Source organism: Methylobacterium sp. FF17 (genome assembly GCF_025813715.1).
Taxonomy (GTDB): Bacteria; Pseudomonadota; Alphaproteobacteria; order Rhizobiales; family Beijerinckiaceae; genus Methylobacterium; species Methylobacterium flocculans.
The window spans coordinates 345213-370533 of record NZ_CP107532.1; the positions used below are offsets into that span (position 1 = coordinate 345213).

The following is a 25321-nucleotide window of genomic DNA, read 5'->3' on the forward strand; positions in this document are numbered from 1 at the left end:
TCCGAACCCAGCTCGATCCCCGGTCGAACCGACCGGCGCACCGCCCGACGCCGAGCCCGACAAACCGGCGCCTTCGATTGTGGAACTCAGCGCCGTCGAACTCTCTGCCGCGATCCACGCCCGACGCGTCTCCTGCGTCGCGGTCATGACGGCCTATCTCGACCAAATCGAGCGGCTGAATCCCGCCGTCAACGCCATCGTGGCCCTGCGCGACCGGGCGGACCTTCTGGCCGCCGCCGAGGAGCGCGATGCGCAAGCGACGCGGGGCGAGTTCCTCGGCCCCCTGCACGGCTTCCCCCTGGCGGTGAAGGACATCGACGCGGCCAAGGGGCTGCCCTTCACCCAAGGCTCGCCGATCTTCCAGGACCGCATCGCGGCGGCCGATTCCATTATGGTCAAGCGCCTGCGCAAGGCGGGTGCGATCGTGATCGGCAAGACGAACATGCCGGAATTCGGCCTCGGTTCGCACACCTTCAACCCGGTCTACGGCACCACCCGGAACGCCTACGACCCGGAGAAGTCCGCCGGCGGTTCCAGCGGCGGGGCGGCGGTCTCGGTGGCCCTGCAGATGCAGCCCGTGGCCGATGGCAGCGACCATGCCGGGTCACTCCGCAACCCGCCCGCCTTCAACAACCTCTTCGGCCTGCGCACCGGCTACGGCCGCATCCCGATCGAGAGCCGGGACGCCTTCACCGCCGGCCTCGGGGTCTCGGGTGGCATCGGGCGTTCCCCCGCCGATATCGGCCTGCTGCTCTCGGTGCAGGCCGGCTACGACGCGCGGGTGCCCTACTCGAACACCCAGGACCCGAGCGTCTTCGCCGAGGACCTCAAGCGGGACTTTTCCGGCGCGCGCATCGCCTGGTTCGACGATTTCAACGGCTACCTGCCCTTCGAGCCCGGCGTTCTCGACCTCGACCGCAGCGCGCTCGCCGCCTTCGAGGCGATCGGAGCCCGCGTGGAATGGGACCGGCCCCGCTTCGACATGGGCAAGGTCTGGCGCGACTGGCTGACCCTGCGGGCCTGGATGACCGCCGCCAACCTACGCCCGCTTTACGACGAGCCCGCCTACCGCGCGCTGCTCAAGCCCGAGGCGGTCTGGGAGGTGGAGCGCGGGCTCGCCCTCTCCGCCGATCAGGTCACCGCCGCGCAGGAGGGCCGCACCGCCTGGTACGAGGCCGTGCGCCGCTTCCAGGAGCGCTACGACTTCCTCGCGATGCCCTCGACGCAGGTGTTCCCCTTCGACGTCGCGGAGCGCTGGCCGACCTGCGTGGGGGGACGTCCCATGGACACCTATCACCGCTGGATGGAGGTGGTGATTCCCGTCACCATGAGCGGCCTGCCGGCCCTCAACGTGCCGGCCGGATTCGATCCCGCCGGCCGGCCCTCCGGCATCCAGATCGTCGGGCCGAACAACGGGGAGCGCGCCTGCCTGCAACTCGGCGCCGCCTACGACGCCGCGACGAACTGGGTGTCCCGCCGCCGGCCCGCCCTGCTGAACCCGTCCTGATCCCCCGAGACACCCGATGACCGAGACCGCCCGGCCCCATCACGGCCGCTATGCCTACAGCGCCCTGCCCGACCGGCCCGTCTACGACTGGCCGGGGGGCAAGCGCCTCGCCGTCTACATCGCCCTGAACCTGGAGGGCTTCGATTTCGGGGGCGGTCTCGGCGCCGAACTGGCACCCGGCGGGCCGCAGCCGGACGTGCTGAACTACGCCTGGCGCGACTGGGGCAACCGGGTCGGCGCATGGCGGGTGAAGGACACCCTCGATGCGCTGGAGCTTCCCGCGAGCGTCCTCGTCAACAGCCGCCTCTATGCGGATTGCCCCGGCCTGATCGAGGCGTTCCGGGCGCGGGGTGACGAGATCGTCGGGCATGGCCGCACCAATTCCGAGCGTCAGGGCGACCGCGACGAGGCGGAGGAGCGCGCCCTGATCGCGGAGGCGACGGCGGTGCTGACGCGGCACGAGGGCAAGGCTCCGGCGGGTTGGCTCGGACCCTGGATCTCGCAGAGCCGGACCACCCCCGACCTGCTGGCGGAGGCGGGCTACCGCTACCTGCTCGACTGGTGCCACGACGACCAGCCGACCTGGTTCGCGACGCGCGACGGCGGGCGCATCCTGGCGGTGCCCTATCCGCAGGAACTCAACGACATCCCCGCCGTCGTGGCGCGCAAGGAGACGGGGCAGCAATTCGCCGATGCCCTCGTGCAGGCGTTCGACGAGATGCGGGAGCAGTCGCGCAGCGCCCCCCTGGTGATGGGCATCGCGCTCCACCCCTACATCGTCGGCCAGCCGCACCGCCTGCGCCCCTTGCGTCGGGCGCTCGCCCATATCGCGGCCCACCGCGAGGAGATCTGGCTCACGAATGCGGGCGGCATCGCGGCTTTCGCCGAGGCGAGCGGCACGGCGCTGTAAGAAGGCCCTGCAAGGGGGGGCCGTTCAGGCATCGATCAGGCTGGGGCGTCTAACAGGAGCGCTCGCGCTTCGAGCGCCGTGACCCGAGCCCGTCCCATGCACGCCGATGCCTTCCTCGCCGACGCCGAACGCCTGCCCGTTGCCGACCTCGATGCCCTGACCGGGGGAACCGGCCTCGTCGTGGTGGCACCCCATCCGGACGACGAGAGCCTCGGCTGCGGTGGCGTGATGGCGGCGGCGCGCGCCCGGGGGCAGGCGGTCGCGGTGGTGATCGTCAGCGACGGCTGCGGCTCGCACACCCATTCCGCCCTGTACCCCCCGGAGAAGCTGCGGGCCCTGCGCGAGCAGGAAACCCTGGCAGCCGTGGCCGCCCTCGGCGTGCCGGCCGAGGCCGTCACCTTCCTGCGCCTGCCCGATGCCGGGGTGCCGAGCGCCGGCCCCGTCGCCGAGGCGGCCGCCGCCCGGATCGCGGAGATCGCGCGGCGCAGCGGCGCCGGGGCGGTCTGTGTGACCTGGGGACACGATCCGCATTGCGACCATCAGGCCGCCGCCGCCATCGTGCGGTTGGCGCGGCCGCATCTCGGCCCGATCGCCAGTTTCGCCTACCCGGTCTGGGGCTGGACCCTGCCCGAGGGCACCGAGGTGGGCGATCCGCCGACGGGCTTCCGGATCGATGTCGGCGCCCACCGCGCCGCCAAGGCCGAGGCGATCGCGGCCCATCGCTCGCAGACCACCGACCTTATCTCGGACGACCCCACGGGCTTTCGCCTGGAGCCCGCGATGATCGCCCGCTTCACCGGCACCCACGAGATCTTCATTCGCATGGACGCGTCCGCCCCGTGATCGCCGACACCACCGTCATCACGCTCAACAAGGGGCGTGACGCCCACCTCGCCCGCCTGCTCGAAGGCCTGGCGCGCGGCCCTCATCCCGAAGCCTGCATCGTCGTGGAGATGGGGGCAGAGCCCGAACCCCTGCCCGATCTCGGCTTTCCGATCCGTCGGATCGTCCTCGACGCCGACGGCCTTCCCCTGGCCCGGGCCCGCAACGCCGGGCGGCGCGCGGCCACGACCGAACGGCTCGTCTTCCTCGACGTCGACTGCATCCCGTCCGCCGACCTGGTGCCGCGCCTCAGCGACGACCTGACCCGGGCCGATGGCCTGATCTGCTGCGAGATCCGCTACCTGCCGGCGGGTGCCGTGGCCGATGGCTGGACGGAGGCGGGCCTGCGGCAAGCCGGACAGACCCATCCCGTCCGCGAATTTCCCCGGGATGGGATGGCGCGTTGCGAGAATGCCGGCCTGTTCTGGTCCCTCGCCTTCGGCGTGCGCGCCACCACCTTCGATCGCTTGGGTGGCTTCGACGAAGGCTTCGACGGCTACGGGGCCGAGGACACGGACCTGGCCTTCCGGGCCGATGCGCTCGGCATCCCGGTGCTGTTCACCGGCGGGGCCCAGGCCTTCCATCAGCACCACCTCGCCTGCGACCCGCCGCTGCAGCACTTCGCCGACATCCTGCGCAACGCGACGCGTTTCCAGGCGCGGCACGGCCTCTGGCCGATGGATGGCTGGCTCGACGCCTTCGCGGCACGCGGGCTGATCGGTGCGGACTGGCGCAGCGGCCCGACGATCCTGCGCCAGCCTACGCCGGACGAAATCGCCGCCACCCGGCTGCCCGCCGAGCGCCCCTTCTGACCTCAGGGGCGGCGCGCTTCTGCCCGATCGGCGACCGCGCCGATCAGGCGAGCGGCTCGTGCCACCGTACCCGGCTGACCGAGGGCGCCGATGCGCGCCGGATCGAGGCGCAAGCCCGCCGCGATGACGCCGGGCCATTCGGATGCCGTGGGCCAGGTGGGGCAGTGGATCGCCGCGCCGAGCGCCGCCAGGGCTTCCGACTTGGCGACCTGCTCGTCGAAGGCTCGGGGCTCCGGCAGGCAGACGAAGCGCTTGGCCTGCGCCGCGACGGCTGAGACGACGCCGTCGCCCCCCCCGCCCACCACCAGAGTGGCGCGGGCGAGATGCGGACCCGGATCCGCGACCCATCCGTGCAGGTGAAGGTTCGATGGACGCTGCCCGGTTCCGCCTTCCACGGGGCCGAGGACGTGCCAGGACCGGTCGGGCACCGCGCGCGCCGCCTGCGCGAGGTCGGCGATCTGTCCGCCCGCGCCGCCGCGCCCGTAGATGACGAGGATGGAACCGTCCTCAAGGGCCGTGCCGCCGGAAATCTCGGGCGCCGGCATTCCCGCATAGAGGGTTTTCGCCCGCACCCAGTCCGGGGTGCCGGCGGCTTCGAGTTCCGGCGGGAAGAACGCCAGCACCGCCTCTGCGCTGCGGAAGGCCTCGCGATGGGGCGTGTCGGTGCGGTTGCCGGAGAGGCGCACGGCCAGGGTCGGCACGGACATCAGGCGTGCGAACAGGGTGATCTCCACCGAGACGTCGGTGACGATCAGGGCCGGATCCGATTCGGTGATCCAGGCGGCCAGACGCCCCATGCGCGCCCGGACGTTGTCGGCCCCCACGGGCGCGTAGTGCAGCGCCTCCGGCCGGTCGGCCGCGCCGTCCCGCCCGTCGAAGGCGGTGAGCAGGCGGTCGTCCGGCAGGTCGAGGACCGGGACGGGGGCCTTCCCGGTATCCAGCCCGGCCAGGGTGCCGATCAGCGTGACAGGGCGGTCGAGGGCCTCGGCGATGAGGCAGGCCCGCTGCCAATGGCCCGCCCCCTGGTGGTGGACGTAATAGCCGATGGGGCGCCGGCTCATGCGACCCGCGCCGGACGCGCCTCGGCGAGCATCGCGTGCAACCCGGCCAGGGCCTCCTCCAGCGGCACGGAGACCGCCTCGGGGATCCCCTCGCCGATCCGGGCCTCGACACGCTCGACCAGCGCGATGGCGTTGGGACAGTTGGTCGGGTCGATGGCGGCGATGTCGTCCGGCGCGATGCCGAGCGCCGCCAGACCCGCCGCGACTCCTGCACGATCGGTAAAGCTGGCGGCCACCGCGCGGCGACGCGCGATGAGGGCGCGCCAATGCGCGGCCGGGGGCAGGCAATAGGTCTCGCCCCCGGTCGCCACGCGGGCCCGTCGCGTCATCTCGGTGGCCATGCCGCCTTGGACGCGGCCGATGCCGCGATCCGAGACTGCCACGGAGACGTGGGGGCAGTGGCGGACCCGGCCGCCGTGCAGGCGGACGCGCGAGACCAGGGCGTTGTCCTCCCCGCAGGGCAGGACCGGCAGGCCGCCGACCGCGCGGTAGAGATCGGCCCGCGGGCTCAGGCTCGCGGCCACGTGGTCGCCGTGGCGCGGCGCCGGATCGTGCGCGGGCGGATCGAACGCGTCCTCGAGCCCGCGCACCGCGGACCAGTATTCCTCGATCCGGTCGTGCAGGGCCCGCAACACCGGCGTGTCGGACACTTCGTCGGCCTGGAGCACGAGGCGCCCGCCCACGAGTTCGGCCCGGCGCAGGGCGCGCAGGTTGGCCCGGACCCAGTCCTCGGGGACGATCGCGTCGGCATCGGTGCTGAGCAGGACCCCGTCCGCGACGCGATCGCCGGCGAGCCATTCCACCCCGGCGTCGAGGGCGCGGCGGCGCGCGGTCCCGACATGGGCGTCCGGAGGCGGTATCGTCGCCTCGACGACCCGGAGGTCGAGGTTCGGCACATCCCCGGCCCGTGCCATCGCCCGGAGCGTGTCGGCGGTCGCGTCGGTACAGTTGTTGGCCAGCACCAGGACGCGCAGGCGGGCCCCGTCCCCCGTGCCCTGCTGTCGGTCGAGGGAGCGGATCAGGCGCGGTAGCGCCTCGGCCTCGTTGCGGGCCGGGACGCAGACCACGGCCCGGCTCAGGGACAGGTCCATCTCAGGCATTGCTGACGCGGGCCCCGGTCGCCGCGCGGGCGGCGCGCTCCAGTTCGATCGCGTAGAGTTCCTCGTAGCGCTGGGTCATCACGTCGGCATCGAACAGGTGCTCGGCCCGGCGGCGGCAATCGGCGCGGTTCAGGCGAATGGCCCGGGTCACGGCCCGTCCGAGATCCGCGACATCGTCGGCATCGGCGAGCACGCCCGAGGACGCGTCGAGGATGTCGGGGATCGCACCCCGGCGGAAGGCGGCGACCGGGGTGCCGCAGGCCAGGAACTCGGCCAGCACGAGGCCGAAGGGCTCCTCCCAGCGCGGCGTGCACAGGGCGACGTGGGCCTCGCCGACACGGCGGGCGAGGTCGTCATGCCCGAGATGGCCGAGATAGGTGATGTCGGCACCGAGGCGCGGCGCGATCTCGCTGTCCCAGTAGGCGGGGTTCGAGCGCGGCCCGGCGAATTTCAGCGGCAGGCCGGCGGCGCGGGCGGCGTCGATGGCGAGGTGGGGGCCCTTCTCGGGCACGAGGCGCCCCATCCAGATCGCGTGCGGCTCGCCTGTCGGGGTCGGCGCGTAGCGGAAGGCACCGAGGTCGATCCCGTTGCCGATGACAACGGGTTCTCCGATGAGCTCGTGCCATTCACGCGCCAGGGAGGGCGATACGGCGGCGAAGGTCATGTCGCGGGCCCGTGCCCGGACGCCGCGCACGAACGGTTCGAAGGGCGGCGTGTGCAGGGCGGTGACCATCGGAACCGCGAGCTCGCCGGCCCGCAGCAGGGGCAGGTAGTGCAGGCTGTTGTTGTGGACGAAATCGTATCCGCCGGCCGCGACGGCATCCATGATCCGCACATAGGCGGCGTGCTCGGCCGCATCGATCCGCGCCTCCGAGACGTCGTCGAAGGCGCACCCGGTCGGCGGGCAGACGGGGACGAGGTCGAACACCCCACGCGACCCTTCGGACGCATAGAGGGTGACGGAATGTCCGCGCGCCTGGAGCGCCGATGCGAGCAGATGGGTGTGCATCTCCAACCCCCCCGAGAACGGCTGGGCGATCGGGAACTTGAGATGCGCGATGATGGCGATCTTCACGGGATGCGGATCACGACGGTTCGAGGGAGGAAGCCCCCCGGTCGCGAGGACCGGGACCGCTCCCGATGGGAGTCTGCCAGGCCATCTGGCCATCCCGATCCCCAACGCCACGTGAACAAATGAGAGATTGGCGTCTCCTGGTGTACCACATGCACGATCCGAGGCGGGACGGCCGAGTCTTTCCGCCATCGAGCATCGCTGGATACTCCGGCCGCCCTGCGACATCGAAAGCATCCCAGCGGCCAGCCGGGACCGGACGGTCGCGTCAACGACGGCCGATAGGTGCCCTCCGGCTTGGTCGCGGACCTGTGGCGCCGCTTCACGAACTCAAAAGCTTTTCGCGCCAAGGTGATCGGGCTCGGCGTGGTGAACGCTTTCATGCGGGACGTCGCCCGCTTCACCGCTGCCTGCGCACCGACCCACGGATTGGCGGCTTTCATCGCCGAAACGTGATGAGAATCGTTCGATACGGATTCTCCCTCCCATCCTGCGCTGGAGCGCTCGGGCTTCCGCCGGATAAACAACTTGTTGGCGAATAGTGTCCATGGATTGCGGAGGGAGGAGCCGAGGCGACATGCAGCATGGTGCGATCTATCTGCTGACGGACCGACCCGACCGCAGTGCCGCCCTCGAGGCGATCATCAAGTCGGTCGGACGTTGCGAGGTCGTCGCCAGCGGCGATGAGCGCACCCGCGCGGTTCCCCCGCGCGCGATCGTCTCCGACCTGACGCTCAGCCGCCGTGAGGCCGTGACCCGCCTGCGCGCCTTCGTTCCGCACGGCAAGGCCATCAAGATCCCGCTCGTCTGCGTGTTGCGCTCGACCTCGGACCACGACCTGCGCCTGGCGCGTGAACTCGGCGCCACGGTCTGCTTTCCCGCCTACACGGCGCCCCACGTCGTGGTGCAGGCGCTTCTCGACCAGATCGACACCAACGAGGCCGATCCCAAGGTCGCGCCGGTGGTGCAGGGCGTCGGACGCGCCTCGGAGGTCCTCACGGGCCTGTTCAACGATGTCCGGGACGGCGGCACGATCTCGCTGCCCCTCGTCGATGCCGGTCTGGACCCGATCCTGTCGGCGGTGCGCGAAGGCGGGCTGACGCGCTGGCTCGAAACCGTCTGGACCCACGATGACGCGACCTACCAGCACTGCCTGCTGGTCGCGGGCGTCGCGGCGCAGTTCGTGCTGCATCTCGGATTCCGCGCCGAGGACCGCGAGCACTTCGTGCGGGCGGCCCTGCTGCACGATGTCGGCAAGGCGCGCATCCCCCGCGAGATCCTGAACAAGCCCGGCCGGCTCGATGCGGAGGAGATGTCGATCATGCGTCAGCATCCCGTGATCGGCTACGAGATCCTGCGGGACAGCGGGTGCGACGCCCCGACCCTCGGAGCCGTCCGGCATCACCACGAGATGCTCGACGGGTCGGGTTACCCGGACGGGCTGATCGGTGCGGAGATCGGCGACACGGTCCGGCTCCTGACGATCTGCGACATCTACGCGGCGCTGACCGAGCGGCGCGCCTACAAGGAGCCGATGTCGTCGCGCGCCGCGATGACGATCCTCGAAAGCATGACCGGCAAGCTCGAGATGGGGCTGGTGCAGCGCTTCGGCGAGGCGATGATGCCGAACGGACAGGACTGACGGACCAGCGCCGCAGCGCCGGTCCGTCGATTCGCCTATTCCGCCGCGTCGAGGCGGGGCCGCTCCACGGCGCTGCGCTCGCGCTTCACCAGTTCGGCCGTGAGGAAAGCGACCTCCAGGGCCTGCTCCGCGTTGAGGCGCGGATCGCAGTAGGTGTGGTAGCGGTCCTGCAGGTCGTCGGCCGTCAGGGCCCGGGCGCCGCCGGTGCACTCGGTCACGTCCTTGCCGGTCATCTCCAGGTGGATGCCGCCGGCGACCGTCCCTTCGGCACGGTGCACGCCGAAGAAGCTGCCGATCTCCTGCATCACCCGCTCGAACGGCCGGGTCTTGTAGCCGCCCGCCGAGATCGTGTTGCCGTGCATCGGATCGCAGACCCAGACCACGTCGCGGCCCTCGCGCTCCACCGCCCGGATCAGGCCGGGCAGGTGATCGCCGACCTTGTCGGCGCCGAAGCGGCAGATCAGCGTCAGGCGCCCGGCCTCGTTGGCCGGGTTGAGCTGATCCACGAGCCGGATCAGGCCCTCGGCATTCATCGAGGGACCGCACTTCAGGCCGATCGGGTTCCGAATGCCGCGCGCGTACTCCACGTGGGCATGGTCGGGCTGGCGGGTCCGGTCACCGATCCAGAGCATGTGCCCCGAGGTGGCGTACCAGTCGCCGGAGGTGGAATCGACGCGGGTGAGCGCCTCCTCGTAGCCCAGCAGCAGGGCCTCGTGGCTCGTGTAGAAATCCGTGGTGCGGACTTCCTGGTGCGTCTCGGGATTGATGCCGATGGCGCGCATGAAGTCCAGCGCGTCCGACATCCGGCCGGCCACGTCCTGGTAGCGGGAGGATTGGGGCGAATCCTTCACGAAGCCGAGCATCCAGCGATGCGCGTTGTCGAGGTTGGCATAGCCCCCGGTCGCGAAGGCGCGCAGCAGGTTGAGCGTCGCCGCCGACTGGCGGTACGCCTCCAGCTGCCGGCGCGGATCGGGCACCCGGGCCTCTTCCGTGAAGGTCAGCCCGTTGACGATGTCGCCGCGGTAGCTCGGCAGCGTCAGGCCTTCCATCGTCTCGGTGGGCGAGGAGCGAGGCTTGGCGAACTGTCCCGCGATGCGGCCGACCTTCACCACGGGCGAACCGCCCGCGAAGGTGAGAACCAGGGCCATCTGCAGGAACACCCGGAAGAAATCGCGGATGTTGTCGGCCGAATGCTCATCGAAGCTCTCGGCGCAATCACCGCCCTGAAGCAGGAAGGCCTCGCCGGTGGAAACCCGCGCCAGCGCGGATTTCAGCTTGCGCGCTTCGCCTGCAAAGACGAGGGGCGGAAAGCTCGCGAGCTGCGACTCGACCGATTCCAGCGCGGCGGCATCCGGATAGGCCGGCACCTGCTGGATCGGCAGGTTTCGCCAGGTCTTCGGTGTCCAACGCTCGGCCATAATCGTCTCCGCTCCGCCTTTCGGTCGGTTCCGCGCGACGGAACGCCACGCGGAAGAGCGCGGTGTATAGAGCGGTTCGTCCGTCGAGGCGAGAGCGCGCGGACGCGGCAGCCATTCGCACCGCGCCCGATGCGCCGGACCTTCGGGATGCCTATGGCAAGAGGCCTGTCCGCCCGCCTCGCCGGATCCTCAATCCCCGGTCTGGTCGCCGTCCTCGATGGCGATGCCGTGCTCGGACAGGATCCAGAAGATCGCCTCCAGATCCTCCGCTGTGACGTCGCGGGGCGGCAGGGCCTCCTCCAGATCGTCGTAGGTCAGGCTGCGCTGCCGCTGCGCCTCGGCCTTGGCGATCAGCGTATCCACGGTCCGGCGCATATCGTCGGACAGGGCGTCGTGGCTCCGGCTGCGCTCGTTCACGGACGGATGCAGCGCCTCGGCGAGCATGCGGTCGATGATGGCCTGGCGCCGGGCCTGTGCGTCGTCGGGACGTTCCATGCGGTCGATTATGGGCCTCGGACGCCGGCCGTCGAGGGACCGGCGCCCGAAAAAACCGGATCAATCCGCGACCGCGAGGGGCGCAGCCCGGCGGATGCGCACCGGAATCGCCTTGGCGGCCGGGGTCTTGGCCTGCGCGTCGTGGTGCCAGAGCGGGATCAGCGGATTCAATTCGGGATAGTAGCCGCCGACATTGCCCTCCGGGATCCCGTACTGGATCACCCGCAGGCCCTTCACCTCACGGGCGAAATCGTCAGCGGCCTCGGTGAGGAGATCCACGCTCTCGCCGTCCGCCAGCCCGAGGCGCTCCATGTCGCTGGCGTTCATGAACAGGATCATCCGGGTGCCCTTCACGCCCCGGAAGCGGTCGTCATAGCCGTAGATCGTCGTGTTGAACTGATCGTTGGAGCGCAGGGTGATGAGGTCGAGCACGTCGCGCCGGTCGGAGCGCATGTCCGGATCGGCCTCCAGCCCGCCGGGGATGGTGAAGTTCGCCTTGCCGGTCTCGGTCTCCCACTTGCGGTCGCGGGCTGCGAGCGGCTTGTGCAGCCCGCCCGGCTGGAACATCCGCCCGTTCAGGTCATGGAAGACGTCCGGGTAGGTCGCTTCGATCGCGTCGCGGACGCGGGCGTAATCGCCGACCCAGGCATCCCAATCGACCTTCGGGTTCGGCGGCAGCAGGGCCTTGGCGATCTCGCCGACGATCCAGGCCTCGGAGCGCACGGCGTCGCTCACCGGCTTCGTCTGACCGCGCGAGCCATGGAAACAGGAGGTCGAATCCTCCATCGAGACCGCCTGGGGCCCGCTCGCCTGCATGTCCACCTCGATCCGTCCGAGGCAGGGCAGGATGTAGGACACTGCCCCGTGCACGAGGTGCGAGCGATTGAGCTTGGTTGAGATCTGCACGGTGAGACGCAACGACCGCCAGGCCTCCTCCATCCGCACCGTGTCGGGTACGGCCCGGATGAAGTTGCCGCCAAGGCCGATGAAGGCCTTCACCTCACCCGAGACGATGCCCTCGCAGGCCTCCACCGTGTTGCAGCCCTTCTCGCGGGGAGGCTCGAAACCGTAGAGCTCCTTCAGCTTGTCGAGGGGCGCCAGCTCCGGCTTCTCGGTGATGCCGACCGTGCGCTGGCCCTGCACGTTGGAATGGCCCCGGACCGGGCAGAGACCGGCGCCGGGACGCCCGATGTTCCCCCGCAGGAGCATGAGGTTGACGAGCATCTGCACGCCCTCCGTCCCCCGGCGGTGCTGGGTCAGGCCCATGCCGTAGACGGCCACGACGGAGCGGGCGCGGGCATAGGCGGTGGCGGCGGCCTCGATGCCCTCGCGGGTCAGACCCGAGCGGGTCTCGATGGCGGGCCAATCCTGCCCGTCGCAATAGTCCACGAACGCGCGGAAGCCGTGGGTGTGCTCGGCGATGAAGTCGACGTCGAGGATCCGGGGGCGCCCCACCGCCATCGCCTCGCGGTCGGCGGCGATGAGCACCTTGCACATGCCGGTGATGGCGGCGATGTCGCCGCCGGCCTTGACCTGATGGTACTGCGTCGAGATCTCCGTGGAGGTCCGCGTCAGCATCTCGGTGGGCGATTGCGGGTTCGTGAAGCGCTCCAGGCCCCGCTCGCGCAGCGGGTTGAAGGTGATGATCGGGACCCGGCGCCGGCGCGCCTCCTGCAGCGGGTGCAGCATGCGCGGCGCGTTGGATCCGACATTCTGCCCGAAGAACAGGATCAGGTCGGTGGCCTCGAAATCCTCCAGGATCGTGGTGCCGACCGGGGAGCCGATCGAGGATTTCAGGCCCACCGAGGTCGGCTCGTGGCACATGTTCGAGGAATCGGGGAGATTGTTGGTGCCGTGCATGCGCGCCATCAGGCCGTACATGTACGACGTCTCCAGGGAGGCGCGGCCCGAGGTGTAGTAGATCACCGAATTGGGATCGAGCGCGCGCAGCTCCCGCCCGATCTCCGCGACGGCATCCTCCCAGGACACGGGCACGTAGCGGTCCGAGCCGGAATCGTAGCGGAGCGGATGCGTCAGCCGGCCCTTCTCTTCCAGGGCGTAATCCGTCCAGGTCAGGAGTTCGGTGACCGAGTGGCGCGCGAAGAAATCCGGCCCGACGCGCTTGGCGGTCTGCTCCCAGACGGTGGCCTTGGCGCCGTTCTCGCAATACTCGAAGGTGTTGGGCTTGGCCGGTTTCGACCAGGCGCAGGACACGCACATGAAGCCGTCGGGCTTGTTCTGCTTCATGAGCAGGGCAGCCCCCGAGACGGGGATCTGCTCGCGCGTCAGGATCTCGGCCAGCGACCCCGCCGAACCCCAGCCCCCGGCTGGTCCATCGTAGGGTTCGATCTTCGGCTCGGCCATCGGCTCGGTCATGTGCGGGTCCCGACGTCTGAATGTCGGGAGTGCAATGACGGGGAGGCTCGCGGTGTTCCGGACTGCGACGGTGGGGCCGCCGCAATCCGGTGTCGGTGAGGCGCCTCAGCGCGGCAGGATGCTCGCGCCCATCAGGGCCTCGTCGATGGAGCGCGCAGCCTGACGGCCCTCGCGGATCGCCCAGACCACGAGGGACTGCCCGCGGCGCATGTCGCCAGCGACGTAGATCTTCTCGTTCGAGGTCCGGTAGTCGAGCTCGTTGGCGGTGACGTTGCCGCGCTTGTCGACGACGACGCCGGATTCCTCCAGCAGGCCTTTGCGGACGGAGCCCGCGAAGCCGATCGCCAGGAAGACGAGATCGGCCGGCAGGGTGAACTCGCCGCCCGGAACCGGCTGGCGCTTCTCGTCCACGCGGGTGCAGACCACGCCAGTGAGCTTGCCCTTCTTGCCCTCCAGGCGAAGGGTGGCCGCCTGGAACTCGCGCTCGGCACCCTCGGCCTGGCTCGACGAGGTCCGCATCTTGGTGGGCCAGTAGGGCCAGACCGAGAGCTTGTCCTCGCGCTCCGGCGGGCGCGGGCGGATGTCGAGCTGCGTCACCGACAGGGCGCCCTGGCGGAAGGAGGTGCCGACGCAATCCGAGGCCGTGTCGCCGCCGCCGATCACCACGACGTTCTTGGCGGTGGCGAGGATCGGGGCCTCGCCGTTGCCGGGCATCGGCTCGGCGCCGACGCGCCGGTTCGACTGTACCAGGAACGGCATGGCGTAGTGAACGCCGGCGAGTTCCTGACCCGGCAGCTGCGGGTTGCGCGGATCCTCGGCGCCGCCCGTGAAGAGCACCGCGTCGAAGGCGGCAGTGAGTTCGTCGAGCGGCTTGTTCACGCCGACATTGACGCCGTAGTGGAACTGGACGCCCTCCCCCTCCATCTGCTTCACGCGCCGGTCGATGTGGCGCTTCTCCATCTTGAAGTCGGGGATGCCGTAGCGCAGCAGGCCGCCGGCCTTCGGCTCGCGCTCGAAGACATGGACGTCGTGGCCGACGCGGGCGAGCTGCTGCGCCGCCGCCAGACCGGCCGGGCCCGAACCGATCACCGCGACCTTCTTGCCGGTCTTGTGCTCGGCGGGCTCAGGCTTGACCCAACCCATGTTCCAGGCACGGTCGGCGATCGCCTGCTCGATGGTCTTGATCGCCACCGGCTGGTTCTCGAGGTTCAGCGTGCAGGCCTCCTCGCAGGGCGCGGGGCAGATGCGGCCGGTAAATTCGGGGAAATTGTTGGTGGAGTGCAGGTTGCGCGCCGCCTCCTCCCAGTCGGACTGGTAGACGAGCTCGTTCCAGTCCGGAATCTGGTTGTGGACCGGGCAGCCGGTATCGCCGTGGCAGAATGGGATGCCGCAATCCATGCAGCGCGCGGCCTGCTTCTTCAGGTCATGCTCGTCGAGCGGCAGCGTGAACTCGCGGAAGTGACGCACGCGATCGGCGGCGAGCTGATACTTCTGCTCCTGCCGGTCGAATTCGAGGAAACCCGTGATCTTGCCCATCGTCTGATCGTCTTTCGCGAGTCTGTCTGATCCGTCGCGCGGAGAGCGGCCGGATCGGCCTGTTCCGCTTGTCACCAATCGGACCGGCATCACCGCCGGTCCGCCTCTTTCGTCGGCGTCGCGGGCCTTACTCGGCCGCCACCGGCATCCGCGCCATTTCCATCTCGCGAAGCGCCCGGCGGTACTCCACCGGCATCACCTTGACGAACTTCGTGCGGTAGCCGGCCCAATCCTCCAGGATCGCCTTGGCACGCGGCGAGCCCGTGTACTTCAGGTGATTGGTGATGAGCTGGGACAGGCGCTCCTCGTCGTGGCCGGACATGTCGGCCAGGATGTCGACGCGCCCCTTGGTCTCGAGGTCGCCGTCCTGGTGGAAGCGACGCATGATGTCGTCCTCCTCCTCGACGGGTTCGAGATCGACCATGGAGAGGTTGCAGCGCGCCGAGAACGAGCCGTCCTCGTCGAGCACGTAGGCGATGCCGCCCGACATGCCGGCCGCGAAGTTGCGCCCGGTCTCGCCGATCGACACCACCACGCCGCCGGTCATGTACTCGCAGCCATGGTCGCCCATGCCCTCGACCACCGCGATGGCGCCGGAGTTGCGCACGGCGAAGCGCTCGCCGGCCGAGCCCCGGATATAGGCCTCGCCCGCGATCGCCCCGTACAGGACGGTGTTGCCCGCCATGATGGTGTGCGCGCCCGGCGCCTTGAGGGCATCCGAGGGCCGGATGATGAGCTTGCCGCCCGACAGGCCCTTGCCGACGTAGTCGTTGGCATGGCCCGTGAGCACCACGGTGACGCCGGCGGCGAGCCAGGCGCCGAAGCTCTGGCCGGCGGTGCCGGAGAGTTCGACCCGGATGGTGTCGTCGGGCAGGCCCTCGTGGCCGTAGGCCTTGGCGACCATGCCGGAGAGCATGGCGCCCGCGGTCCGATCCGAGTTCCGTATCACGTCCCGCACGACCACGGGCTCACCGCCGTCGAGGGCCGACTGCGCCCCCGCGATCAGGCGGCGGTCCAGCACCGTGTCGATGGGGTGGACCTGCTTCTCGGTGTGGCGGATCGCGACGTGCGCGGGCACCTCCGGACGGTGGAACAGCTTCGAGAAGTCGAGGCCGCGCGCCTTCCAGTGGTTGATGACCTCCAGCGTGTCGAGGAAGTCGGCCCGGCCGATGAGATCTTCGAGCTTGGTGAAGCCCATGGCCGCCATCAGCTCGCGCAACTCCTCCGCCACGAAGAAGAAGTAGTTGATCACGTGCTCGGGCGTGCCCTTGAAGCGCTTGCGCAGGACGGGGTCCTGCGTCGCCACGCCCACCGGGCAGGTGTTGAGGTGGCACTTGCGCATCATGATGCAGCCGGCCGCGATCAGCGGCGCGGTGGAGAAGCCGAACTGGTCGGCCCCGAGCAGCGCCGCGATCAGCACGTCGCGGCCCGTGCGGATGCCGCCATCGGCCTGCAGCACGACGCGCCCGCGCAGGTGGCTCAGCACCAGCGTCTGCTGGGTCTCGGCCAGACCCGTCTCCCAGGGACCGCCCGCATGCTTGATCGAGGTCAGCGGCGCGGCACCCGTGCCGCCATCGAACCCGGAGATGGTGATGTGGTCGGCGCGCGCCTTGGCCACGCCGGTGGCCACCGTGCCGACGCCGACTTCGGAGACGAGCTTCACCGACACGTCGGCCGCCGGGTTCACGTTCTTCAGGTCGAAGATCAGCTGGGCCAGATCCTCGATCGAGTAGATGTCGTGGTGCGGCGGCGGCGAGATCAGGCCGACGCCCGGGGTGGCGTAGCGGACCTTGGCGATCTTGGCGTCGACCTTGTGGCCGGGCAGCTGACCGCCCTCGCCGGGCTTGGCGCCCTGCGCGACCTTGATCTGCATCATGTCGGCATTGACGAGGTATTCCGTCGTGACGCCGAAGCGGCCCGACGCCACCTGCTTGATGGCCGAACGGCGCGAACGCCCATCGGCCATCGGCTTGAAGCGCTCGACCTCCTCACCGCCCTCGCCCGAGTTCGAGCGGCCGCCGAAGGAGTTCACCGCGATGGCGAGCGTCTCGTGCGCCTCCTTCGAGATGGAGCCGTACGACATCGCGCCCGTGGCGAAGCGCTTGACGATGTCGGCCGCCGGCTCGACGGAGTCGATGTCGACCGGTGCCCGGCCGAGTTCGGCCGCCTGCTTGATCCGGAACAGGCCACGGATCGTCTTGAGGTGGTTCTCCTGCTCGTTCACCAGACGCGCGTATTCGCGATAGCGATCGGGCAGGCCGAGGCGCACGGCGTGCTGGAGCGTGGCCACCGAATCCGGCGTCCAGGTGTGGCTCTCGCCGCGCAGGCGATAGGCGTACTCGCCGCCGACATCGAGGGCGGTGCGGTAGATCGGCGAGTCGCCGAAGGCGTCGGCGTGCCGCCGCGCGGTCTCCTGCGCGACCTCGGCCATGCCGATGCCCTCGATCGTCGTCGCTGTGCCGAAGAAGTCCCGCTCCACGAAGGAGGAGTTCAACCCGATGGCGTCGAAGATCTGCGCGCCGCAATAGGACTGGTAGGTCGAGATGCCCATCTTGGACATGACCTTCAGCAGGCCCTTATCGATCGACTTGATGTAGCGGTAGACGATCTCGTCCGGCGTCAGGTCCGGCGGGAACTCGTCCTTCATCGCGATCAGCGTTTCGAAGGCGAGATAGGGGTTGATCGCCTCGGCGCCGTAGCCGGCCAGACACGCGAAGTGGTGCACCTCGCGCGGCTCGCCCGATTCGACCACGAGGCCGACCGAGGTCCGAAGCCCCTTGCGGATCAGGTAGTTGTGCACGGCGGCCGTGGCCAGCAGCGCGGGAATCGCGATGCGGTCCGGTCCGATGCCGCGATCCGACAGGATGATGATGTTGTAGCCGCCGCGCACGGCCGCCTCCGCCCGGTCGCAGAGACGGTCGACGGCGCCCTCCATGGCCGCCGCACCGGTCTCGGCCGGGAAGGTCATGTCGAGGGTGCGGGTGTCGAACCGGTCCTCGAAATGCGAGATCGAGCGGATCTTCTCGAGATCGCCGTTGGTGAGGATCGGCTGGCGCACCTCAAGGCGCTTCTTGCGGGACGCCCCCTCCATGTCGAGCAGGTTCGGGCGCGGACCGATGAACGAGACGAGGCTCATCACGGCCTCCTCGCGGATCGGATCGATCGGCGGGTTCGTGACCTGCGCGAAGTTCTGCTTGAAGTAGGAATAGAGCGACTTCGGCTTGTCGGACAGCGCCGAGAGCGGCGTGTCGGTGCCCATGGAGCCGACCGCCTCCTGGCCGGTGACGGCCATTGGCGCCATCAGCAGCTTCAGGTCTTCCTGGCTGTAGCCGAAGGCCTGCTGGCGATCGAGCAGCGCGACGTCCGAGCGCGAGGCGCGCGGGATCACGGGCTTCAGGTCCTCCAGCACGATCTGGGTGTTCTTGACCCACTCGGCATAGGGGTGCGCCGCGGCGAGCTCCCGCTTGATCTCCTCGTCGGAGACGATGCGGCCCTTCTCCAGGTCGATGAGCAGCATGCGGCCCGGCTGCAGGCGCCAGGACTCGACGATCTTCTCGTCCGGGATCGGCAGCACGCCCATCTCGGAGGCGAGCACCACGAGGCCGTCATCGGTGACGAGGTAACGCGCGGGCCGCAGGCCGTTGCGATCCAGCGTCGCGCCGATCTGGCGACCGTCGGTGAAGCAGACGGCGGCCGGGCCGTCCCACGGCTCCATCAGGGCGGCGTGGTACTCGTAGAAGGCGCGACGCTCCTCGCTCATCAGCGGGTTGCCGGCCCAGGCTTCGGGGATGAGCATCATCATCGCGTGGGCGAGCGAGTAGCCGCCCTGCACGAGGAACTCGAGGGCGTTGTCGAAGCAGGCGGTGTCGGACTGGCCCTCGTAGGAGATCGGCCAGAGCTTCGAGATGTCGTTGCCGAACAGCTCGGAATCGACGCTCGCCTGGCGGGCCGCCATCCAGTTGACGTTGCCGCGCAGCGTGTTGATCTCGCCGTTATGCGCGACCATCCGGTAGGGGTGCGACAGGCGCCAGGTCGGGAAGGTGTTGGTGGCGAAGCGCTGGTGAACCAGGGCGAGGCCCGAGACGAAGCGCTCGTCCTGCAGGTCGCGATAGTATTCCCCGAGCTGGTCGACCAGCACCATGCCCTTGTAGACGATGGTCCGGGTCGAGAGCGAGACGGGATAGTAGGTGCTCGTGCGCTCGTCCTTCAGGCCGTAGACCTTGTTCGAGATGACCTTGCGGGCGGTGAACAGGCGGCGCTCGAACGCGTCCTCGTCCGCCACCGTCGCGGGGCGGCCGATGAAGATCTGCCGGTGGCAGGGCTCCGTCTCCAGGACCATCGCGCCGAGGTCGCTCGGGTCGACCGGCACGTCGCGCCAGCCGAGGAAGGGCAGGCCCTCGTCGGCGAGCGCCTGCTCGACGATCTGCTCCACGAGGCCGCGCGCCTCGGCATCCTTCGGCATGAAGAACTGGCCGACGCCGTAATGGCCGGGCTCCGGCAGGGTGATTCCGAGGGCCTCGCACTCCGCCTTGAAGAAGGCGTGCGGGATCTGCACCAGGATGCCGCAGCCGTCGCCCATCTTCGGATCGGCGCCCACCGCCCCGCGATGATCGAGGTTGCGCAGGATCTGGAGACCCTGCTGCACGATGGCATGGGTGCGCCGGTCATGCATGTCGGCGACGAAGCCGACGCCGCAGGCATCGCTCTCGCGGGCCGGATCGTAGAGCCCCTGCGCCTTCGGAAGGGCACGGTCGCGCACGATCAGCGGCGCGCCGCCGTCGCGGGTGGCGGGAACCGACGCCTGGAGCGCCCCGAACTCAGACAATGCGACCACGTCCACCATCTCTCGCCTCCGACCTGCCCGCATGCGAGCATGTTTCATGCCCGGGGCCCAGGGGGCCTCCAGGTTTCGCGTCTCTCGACAGCGTCGGCTCTTAAGCGGGGTCTTCGGTCAGAAGCGCCCGCTTCTCGCGGGCTCGACGCCGGCTTGGTCTCAAGCCGTGCGGGCCCGGATCGCCACGATGGCGATCGGCTTCGAATCTCGTTTGGTCGCCGGCAACGTCACCTGGACGAGATCCTCACAGCCTTCCGGACAGGGACCCTGCCGGAGATGGGACAGCCTTGCTGTCCTACCGAGCGAAAGTGACAGATTTTAACCGCTCCAGCAAGTGTGTGCAGGGGCGCACATCGCGGTTTTGGAGGCCGAATCCCGTCTTCCCGCCCGCGATGATGACGCAGGAGCGAAGCCTCCCCGGGATTGGCGCCTGCCGGCCTGTGCGGGACGCTCGGCCTGTCGATACGGTTTCCGCCGCGCCCGGTCCGTAATGTCGCCCCAATCGAACGCTTAACAAGGTCTTGCCGAGCACAAGCGGCATGCGGGGTTGCGAGACCCGGCGGATCATGGATCGGGGGACCTGCGCCAACAGCAGGCCTCCGAACCGATCCCACCCCTGGAAATTCCTCCCGATGGATCTGGATCGCAGAACGCCCATGCGTGCATCCCCGTCGCCCCGTGGCCTCTTCTCGGGCATCCTTGCGGGCTTCCTCACGGTGTCCGCCCTGGGAGCGGGCACGGCGCGGGCGCAGTACGCCTACGAGTCCGACATGCTGATGCCGCCGCGCGCGGTGGTCTGGCGGCTGAACGACCGCGGCTTCACCGAGGTGACGCGGCCCCGGTTCGACGGGCAGGCCTACATCGTCGAAGCCTCCAGCCCGTACGGCGACCGTGTGCGCCTGTTCGTGGATGCCCGCGATGGGCGGATCGTCGGGCGCCAGCGCCTCGATGCGCCCCTCGAACCCCCGGCCCGTGTGGTGCGCCGCGCGCCGGGCTACGGTTGGACCGAGGAGGACGAATCGATCCGGCGTCCGGTTCGCGAGGCGGAGCGGATCGTTCCACCCGCCGACATCCCCTTCCCTCAGGGGCAGGCGCGCCGCGTTCGTCCGGAGGCCGTGGAGCGGCCGGAGCCCGGGATGCGCACCGCCGCTCCCGCGCGGCCTGATCCCGTCGATCGCAATCCGATGGGCCTGAACCCGGATGCGCGTGGGGCGGAGACGCGGCCGTCCTCGGACGCTCCTCGCAAGGTCGTACGGCTGAACCCGCCGGCCAAGGCGGCGACACCGCCCGCGACGCCCTCCGCACCCAGGCTCTCCGACGTGCCGCCTGCCGCCGCGAAGGTCGACGCCGCGCCGGGTTCCGAGAGCGCGGCGGTCTCGCCGCCGAAGGCGTCCTCGCCGGCGGCGTCGGGCTCCGCCATGACCCCGGCATCGGTCCAGCCGCCGGCTGCCGAGAAGTCGACCGCCCAGGCCTGGAAGGACGTCCCCGGGGATGCCAAGCGCCCCGTGCGGGTGATCGGCGGCGCTACGGTGGTGCCCGGCACGACCACGAAGGACGCCGACCAGAACTGAAGGCGGCCCGAGGCCGCAGCGAAGACGCCGCGCGGTGTCTGCCGCGCGGCGTCTTCGTTTTCAGCCGGCGTCGCTGGCGCCCGCCCCCTGGAGATGCGGGTCGCGGGTTCCGGCGCGAACCGGGCTGTCCGCTTCCGGCCGCTCATGCAGGGCACGAAGCGCGAGAGGGTCGAGCCCGCTCTCGGGACGTGGCGCATAATCCGCGAGGGCCTCCCGCATCTTCGGCGTCCAGAACGCCACGATGTGCTTGTGGATGCCGGCCACCGCTTCCTCCTCCGGATAGGAGCGGAAGAAGGTGGCGATCTGGTTCGCCATGCGAACGAGCCGGTCGTTGGACGAGGTGGCGCTCATGGGATCGGAACTCTGATCGGGGACGGGATCGCGCCGTCAGGGGGGCGGCGCGAGATCGAGGCGTTCGCGGCCGGTGAAGACCGTCAGGGTGTCGGAGCGGGCGATGGCGCACAGCGTCATGCCGTGCAGCTTCGCCCGGTCGATGGCGAGCGAGGTCGGCGCCGAGATCGCCACCAGCACCGAGGCGCCGAGGCTCGCCGCCTTCTCGACCATCTCGAACGAGCAGCGACTGGTGATGACGACGAAGCCCTCCGCCGGGTCGGTGCCGCGCCGGATCAGCGCGCCGATGAGCTTGTCCAGCCCGTTGTGGCGCCCGACATCCTCGCGCAGCGCGACCACGGCCCCGTCGAGTCCGGCCCAGGCGGCCGCATGGACCGCGCGCGTCTCGGCGTTGAGCACCTGTGCGTCGCCCATCGCCTGCAATGCCCGCTGGATCGCCGCGATGCCGACCCGCCCGGCCCCGCCCAGGGGCGCCTCGGCCTTCGGCAACTGGTCGAGATCCTCGATCCCGCAGACACCGCATCCGGTACGCCCCGACATCGCCCGCTTGCGGGCGAGATGCTCACGCAGGCGTCCGGGCACGAGATCCACGAGGAGGCGCATGCCGCCCTCCGCCGCGTCCCGCTCGACGTCGACCGAGCGGATCTCGTCGGCCGCCGCGATTATGCCCTCCGTCAGGCTGAACCCGTAGGCGAAGTCCACGAGGTCGGCCGGCGTCGTCATCATCACCGCGTACGGCACGGTGCCGTAGACAAGGTTGACCGGCATCTCGACGGCGAGCGGCCGGGTCCCGTCCCGTGGGACCGGATCGTCGTAGGCGACGACCAGGGTGGGGACGCGCCGGGCCGTCTCGGCCGACGCGTCGGTATCGTTCAGGTCCGCGTGGTCACTCGGCCGCATTCAGCTGGGTCGCAATCCGGGTCAGCGAGAAGTCTTCCTCGAAGAACCGCGCCTGCCAGTCGGAAGGACGGTTCGTCCGCCGGACCTGCACCGCCGTGACCTTGTACTCGGGGCAGTTGGTGGCCCAGTCCGAGTAGTCGGTGGTGATCACGTTGGCGCCGGTCTTGGCGTGGTGGAAGGTCGTATACACGACACCGGGCTGCATGCGCTCGGAGACGATCGCCTTGAGGGCGATGTCGCCGGAGCGGCTCTCCAGGGCGACGAGGTCGCCGTCCACGATGCCACGCACCTCCGCGTCGAAGGGGTGGATCTCCAGCACGTCCTCCTCGTGCCAGCGCGAGTTCTCCGTGCGGCGGGTCTGCGCGCCGACATTGTACTGCGACAGGATGCGGCCGGTGGTGAGAATGAGCGGGAAGCGCGGACCCGTGCGCTCCTCGGTGGGCACGTACTCGGTGATCATGAACTTGCCGAGGCCGCGCACGAAGCGGTCCACGTGCATCATCGGGGTGCCGAGCGGGGCAGCCTCGTTGCAGGGCCACTGGATCGAGCCGAGTTCGTCGAGCTTGGCGAAGCTGACGCCCGAGAAGCTCGGGGTCAGGGACGCGATCTCGTCCATGATCTCGCTCGGGTGGTTGTAGCTCATCGGGTAGCCGAGGGCGTTGGAGAGCAGCATCGTGCCCTCCCAGTCACCGACGCCGGAGAGCGGCGGCATGACCTTGCGCACGCGGGAGATGCGGCGCTCCGCGTTGGTGAAGGTGCCGTCCTTCTCCAGGAACGAGGCGCCCGGCAGGAAGACGTGGGCGTACTTGGCCGTTTCGTTCAGGAAGATGTCCTGGATGACGATGCACTCCATCGCCATCAGGCCTGCGGTGACGTGATGCGTGTCGGGGTCGGACTGGGCGATGTCCTCGCCCTGGATGTACATGCCCTTGAAGCCGCCATCGACGGCCTCGTCGAGCATGTTGGTGATCCGCATGCCCGGATCCTTGTCGAGGGACACGCCCCAGAGGGCCTCGAAGGTCTCGCGGGTGGCGTCGTCCGAGACGTGGCGGTAGCCCGGCAGCTCGTGCGGGAACGAGCCCATGTCGCAGGAGCCCTGGACGTTGTTCTGGCCGCGCAGCGGGTTCACGCCGGCACCCAACATGCCGATGTTGCCGGTGGCCATGGCGATGTTGGCCATGCCCATGACCATGGTCGAGCCCTGGCTGTGCTCGGTGACGCCGAGGCCGTAATAGATGCCCGCGGCCCCGCCCGTGGCGTAGAGGCGGGCGGCGCCCCGCAGTTCCTCCGGATCGATGCCGGTGTAGACCGCCTGCGCCTCCGGCGAGTGGCGCTCGTCGGCGACGAAGCGGGCCCAGGACTCGAAGTCGGCGAGATCGCAGCGCTCGCGGACATAGGCCTCGTCGATCAGCCCTTCCGTGACGATCACGTGCGCCATGGAGTTGATGAAGGCGACGTTCGAGCCCGGCTTCAGGGGAAGGTGGAAGTCCGCCTGGATGTGGGGCGACTTCACGAGGTCGATCTTACGCGGATCGGCGACGATGAGCTTCGCGCCCTCGCGCAGGCGCTTCTTCATGCGTGACCCGAAGACCGGGTGACCATCGGTCGGGTTGGCGCCGATGACCAGGATCACGTCGGAATGCGCCACGGAGGCGAAGTCCTGCGTGCCGGCGGAGGTGCCGAGCGTCGACATCAGGCCGTAGCCGGTGGGCGAGTGGCAGACGCGGGCGCAGGTATCGACGTTGTTGTTGCCGAAGGCCGCGCGCACCAGCTTCTGGACGAGGTAGGCTTCCTCGTTGGTGCAGCGGGACGAGGTGATGCCGCCCACCGAATCCTTGCCGTACTTGGCCTGGATGCGCTTGAACTCGGATGCCGCGCGGTCGATCGCGACCTCCCACGACACCTCCTGCCAAGGGTCCGTGATCTTGTCACGGATCATCGGCTTGGTGATGCGGTCCTTGTGGGTGGCGTAGCCGTAGGCGAAGCGACCCTTGACGCAGCTATGGCCCTCGTTCGCCTTGCCGCCCTTGTAGGGCACCATGCGGACGATGCGGGTGCCCTGCATCTCGGCCTTGAACGAGCAGCCGACGCCGCAATAGGCGCAGGTCGTGACCTCGGAATGGTCCGGCTGGCCGTGCTCGATGATCGACTTCTCCTGGAGCGTCGCGGTCGGGCAGGCCTGCACGCAGGCGCCGCAGGACACGCACTCGGATTCCATGAAGTTCGTCGGCCCGGCGGCGACGCGGCTGTCGAAGCCGCGGCCCTCGATGGTCAGCGCGAAGGTGCCCTGCACCTCCTCACAGGCGCGCACGCAGCGATTGCACACGATGCACTTCGAGGGATCGTAGGTGAAGTAGGGGTTCGAAGTGTCCTTGGGCAGGTACTGCTCGGAGGTCGGCTTGACGTGGTTGGCGCCGTCGTAGCCGTAGCGCACGTCGCGCAGGCCGACCGCGCCGGCCATGTCCTGCAACTCGCAATCGCCGTTGGCCGCACAGGTCAGGCAGTCGAGGGGGTGATCGGAGATGTAGAGCTCCATCACGCCCTTGCGGAGCTTGGCGAGCTTGTCCGTCTGGGTCGAGACCACCATGCCGTTCTCGGCCGGGGTCGTGCAGGAGGCGGGCGTGCCGCGCCGACCCTCGATCTCCACGAGGCAGATGCGGCAGGAGCCGAAGGCTTCGAGCGAGTCGGTGGCGCAGAGCTTGGGGATCTGCGTGCCGACATGCATCGCGGCGGCCATCACGGAGGTGCCGGCCGGGACCGTCACGCTCATACCGTCGATGGTCAGGGTCACGGTCTGATCCGAGACGCGGATCGGGGTGCCGTAGTCGATCTCTTTGATGAGGGCCATGGGTCG

General features: G+C 69.6%; 18 protein-coding genes. 7 read left to right on the forward strand and 11 right to left on the reverse strand.

Annotated features, from left to right (window positions below):
- Positions 1-79: 79 nt before the first annotated feature.
- From OF380_RS01605 to OF380_RS01620, 4 genes are all read left to right on the forward strand, one after another.
- Positions 80-1507 (forward strand): amidase, encoded by a 1428-nt coding sequence (locus OF380_RS01605; RefSeq protein ID WP_264049049.1) that lies wholly within the window; start codon positions 80-82, stop codon positions 1505-1507.
- A 16-nt stretch (positions 1508-1523) separates the two neighbouring features.
- The gene (locus tag OF380_RS01610) at positions 1524-2417 is read left to right on the forward strand and encodes a polysaccharide deacetylase family protein (RefSeq protein WP_264049050.1); all 894 of its coding nucleotides are present in this window, start codon (positions 1524-1526) and stop codon (positions 2415-2417) included.
- Positions 2418-2513: 96 nt separating this feature from the next.
- Positions 2514-3260, forward strand: a complete 747-nt coding sequence (locus OF380_RS01615) for a PIG-L deacetylase family protein (RefSeq protein ID WP_264049051.1) — start codon at positions 2514-2516, stop codon at positions 3258-3260.
- A complete protein-coding gene (locus OF380_RS01620) occupies positions 3260-4111 on the forward strand; it encodes a glycosyltransferase family 2 protein (RefSeq protein ID WP_264051144.1) in 852 nt (283 codons plus the stop codon). The genes OF380_RS01615 and OF380_RS01620 overlap by 1 nt, the downstream gene beginning before the upstream one ends.
- Before the next feature lie 2 nt (positions 4112-4113).
- Here OF380_RS01620 and OF380_RS01625 read toward each other — a convergent pair whose 3' ends face one another.
- The 3 genes from OF380_RS01625 to OF380_RS01635 are packed head-to-tail and all read right to left on the reverse strand — an operon-like array spanning position 4114 to position 7347.
- Positions 4114-5172: a glycosyltransferase gene (locus tag OF380_RS01625; protein ID WP_264049052.1), complete on the reverse strand. Its 1059-nt coding sequence runs from the start codon at positions 5170-5172 to the stop codon at positions 4114-4116.
- Entirely contained in the window at positions 5169-6263 is a 1095-nt protein-coding gene (locus OF380_RS01630) for a glycosyltransferase (RefSeq protein ID WP_264049053.1), read from the reverse strand. Before OF380_RS01630 ends, OF380_RS01625 begins: the two co-directional genes overlap by 4 nt.
- A 1-nt stretch (position 6264) precedes the next feature.
- Positions 6265-7347 (reverse strand): glycosyltransferase family 4 protein, encoded by a 1083-nt coding sequence (locus OF380_RS01635; RefSeq protein WP_264049054.1) that lies wholly within the window; start codon positions 7345-7347, stop codon positions 6265-6267.
- 294 nt (positions 7348-7641) lie between these two features.
- Between OF380_RS01635 and OF380_RS01640 the strand changes: the two genes are divergently transcribed.
- Positions 7642-7800 carry a hypothetical protein gene (locus tag OF380_RS01640; protein ID WP_264049055.1) on the forward strand — a complete coding sequence of 53 codons (159 nt, stop codon included), beginning with the start codon at positions 7642-7644 and terminating at the stop codon, positions 7798-7800.
- A gap of 121 nt (positions 7801-7921) precedes the next feature.
- Entirely contained in the window at positions 7922-8986 is a 1065-nt protein-coding gene (locus OF380_RS01645) for an HD-GYP domain-containing protein (protein WP_264049056.1), read from the forward strand.
- 35 nt (positions 8987-9021) lie between these two features.
- On the opposite strand, the gene OF380_RS01650 is transcribed toward OF380_RS01645, so the two are convergent.
- The 5 genes from OF380_RS01650 to gltB form a co-directional block, all read right to left on the reverse strand.
- Entirely contained in the window at positions 9022-10404 is a 1383-nt protein-coding gene (locus OF380_RS01650; protein ID WP_264049057.1) for a class II 3-deoxy-7-phosphoheptulonate synthase, read from the reverse strand.
- Between the two features lie 189 nt (positions 10405-10593).
- Positions 10594-10899: an RNA polymerase sigma factor region1.1 domain-containing protein gene (locus tag OF380_RS01655; RefSeq protein ID WP_264049058.1), complete on the reverse strand. Its 306-nt coding sequence runs from the start codon at positions 10897-10899 to the stop codon at positions 10594-10596.
- A 60-nt stretch (positions 10900-10959) separates the two neighbouring features.
- Positions 10960-13263: an FdhF/YdeP family oxidoreductase gene (locus tag OF380_RS01660; RefSeq protein ID WP_264051145.1), complete on the reverse strand. Its 2304-nt coding sequence runs from the start codon at positions 13261-13263 to the stop codon at positions 10960-10962.
- A gap of 117 nt (positions 13264-13380) precedes the next feature.
- Complete coding sequence (locus OF380_RS01665) at positions 13381-14811, reverse strand: glutamate synthase subunit beta (RefSeq protein ID WP_264049059.1); 1431 nt, start codon at positions 14809-14811, stop codon at positions 13381-13383.
- A gap of 127 nt (positions 14812-14938) precedes the next feature.
- The gene (gltB, locus tag OF380_RS01670) at positions 14939-19654 is read right to left on the reverse strand and encodes a glutamate synthase large subunit (protein WP_264049060.1); all 4716 of its coding nucleotides are present in this window, start codon (positions 19652-19654) and stop codon (positions 14939-14941) included.
- Between the two features lie 647 nt (positions 19655-20301).
- On the opposite strand from gltB, the gene OF380_RS01675 reads away from it, so the two are divergent.
- Positions 20302-21216 carry a hypothetical protein gene (locus OF380_RS01675; RefSeq protein WP_264049061.1) on the forward strand — a complete coding sequence of 305 codons (915 nt, stop codon included), beginning with the start codon at positions 20302-20304 and terminating at the stop codon, positions 21214-21216.
- A gap of 60 nt (positions 21217-21276) precedes the next feature.
- On the opposite strand, the gene OF380_RS01680 is transcribed toward OF380_RS01675, so the two are convergent.
- Genes OF380_RS01680 through fdhF form a run of 3 tightly spaced genes read right to left on the reverse strand, consistent with a single transcriptional unit; the run spans position 21277 to position 25315 of the window.
- Positions 21277-21567: a formate dehydrogenase subunit delta gene (locus tag OF380_RS01680; RefSeq protein ID WP_264049062.1), complete on the reverse strand. Its 291-nt coding sequence runs from the start codon at positions 21565-21567 to the stop codon at positions 21277-21279.
- Positions 21568-21603: 36 nt separating this feature from the next.
- Positions 21604-22467, reverse strand: coding sequence for a formate dehydrogenase accessory sulfurtransferase FdhD (gene fdhD, locus OF380_RS01685; RefSeq protein WP_264049063.1), 864 nt, complete (start codon positions 22465-22467; stop codon positions 21604-21606).
- Positions 22454-25315 (reverse strand): formate dehydrogenase subunit alpha, encoded by a 2862-nt coding sequence (gene fdhF, locus OF380_RS01690; RefSeq protein ID WP_264049064.1) that lies wholly within the window; start codon positions 25313-25315, stop codon positions 22454-22456. The genes fdhD and fdhF overlap by 14 nt, the downstream gene beginning before the upstream one ends.
- Positions 25316-25321: the final 6 nt, after the last annotated feature.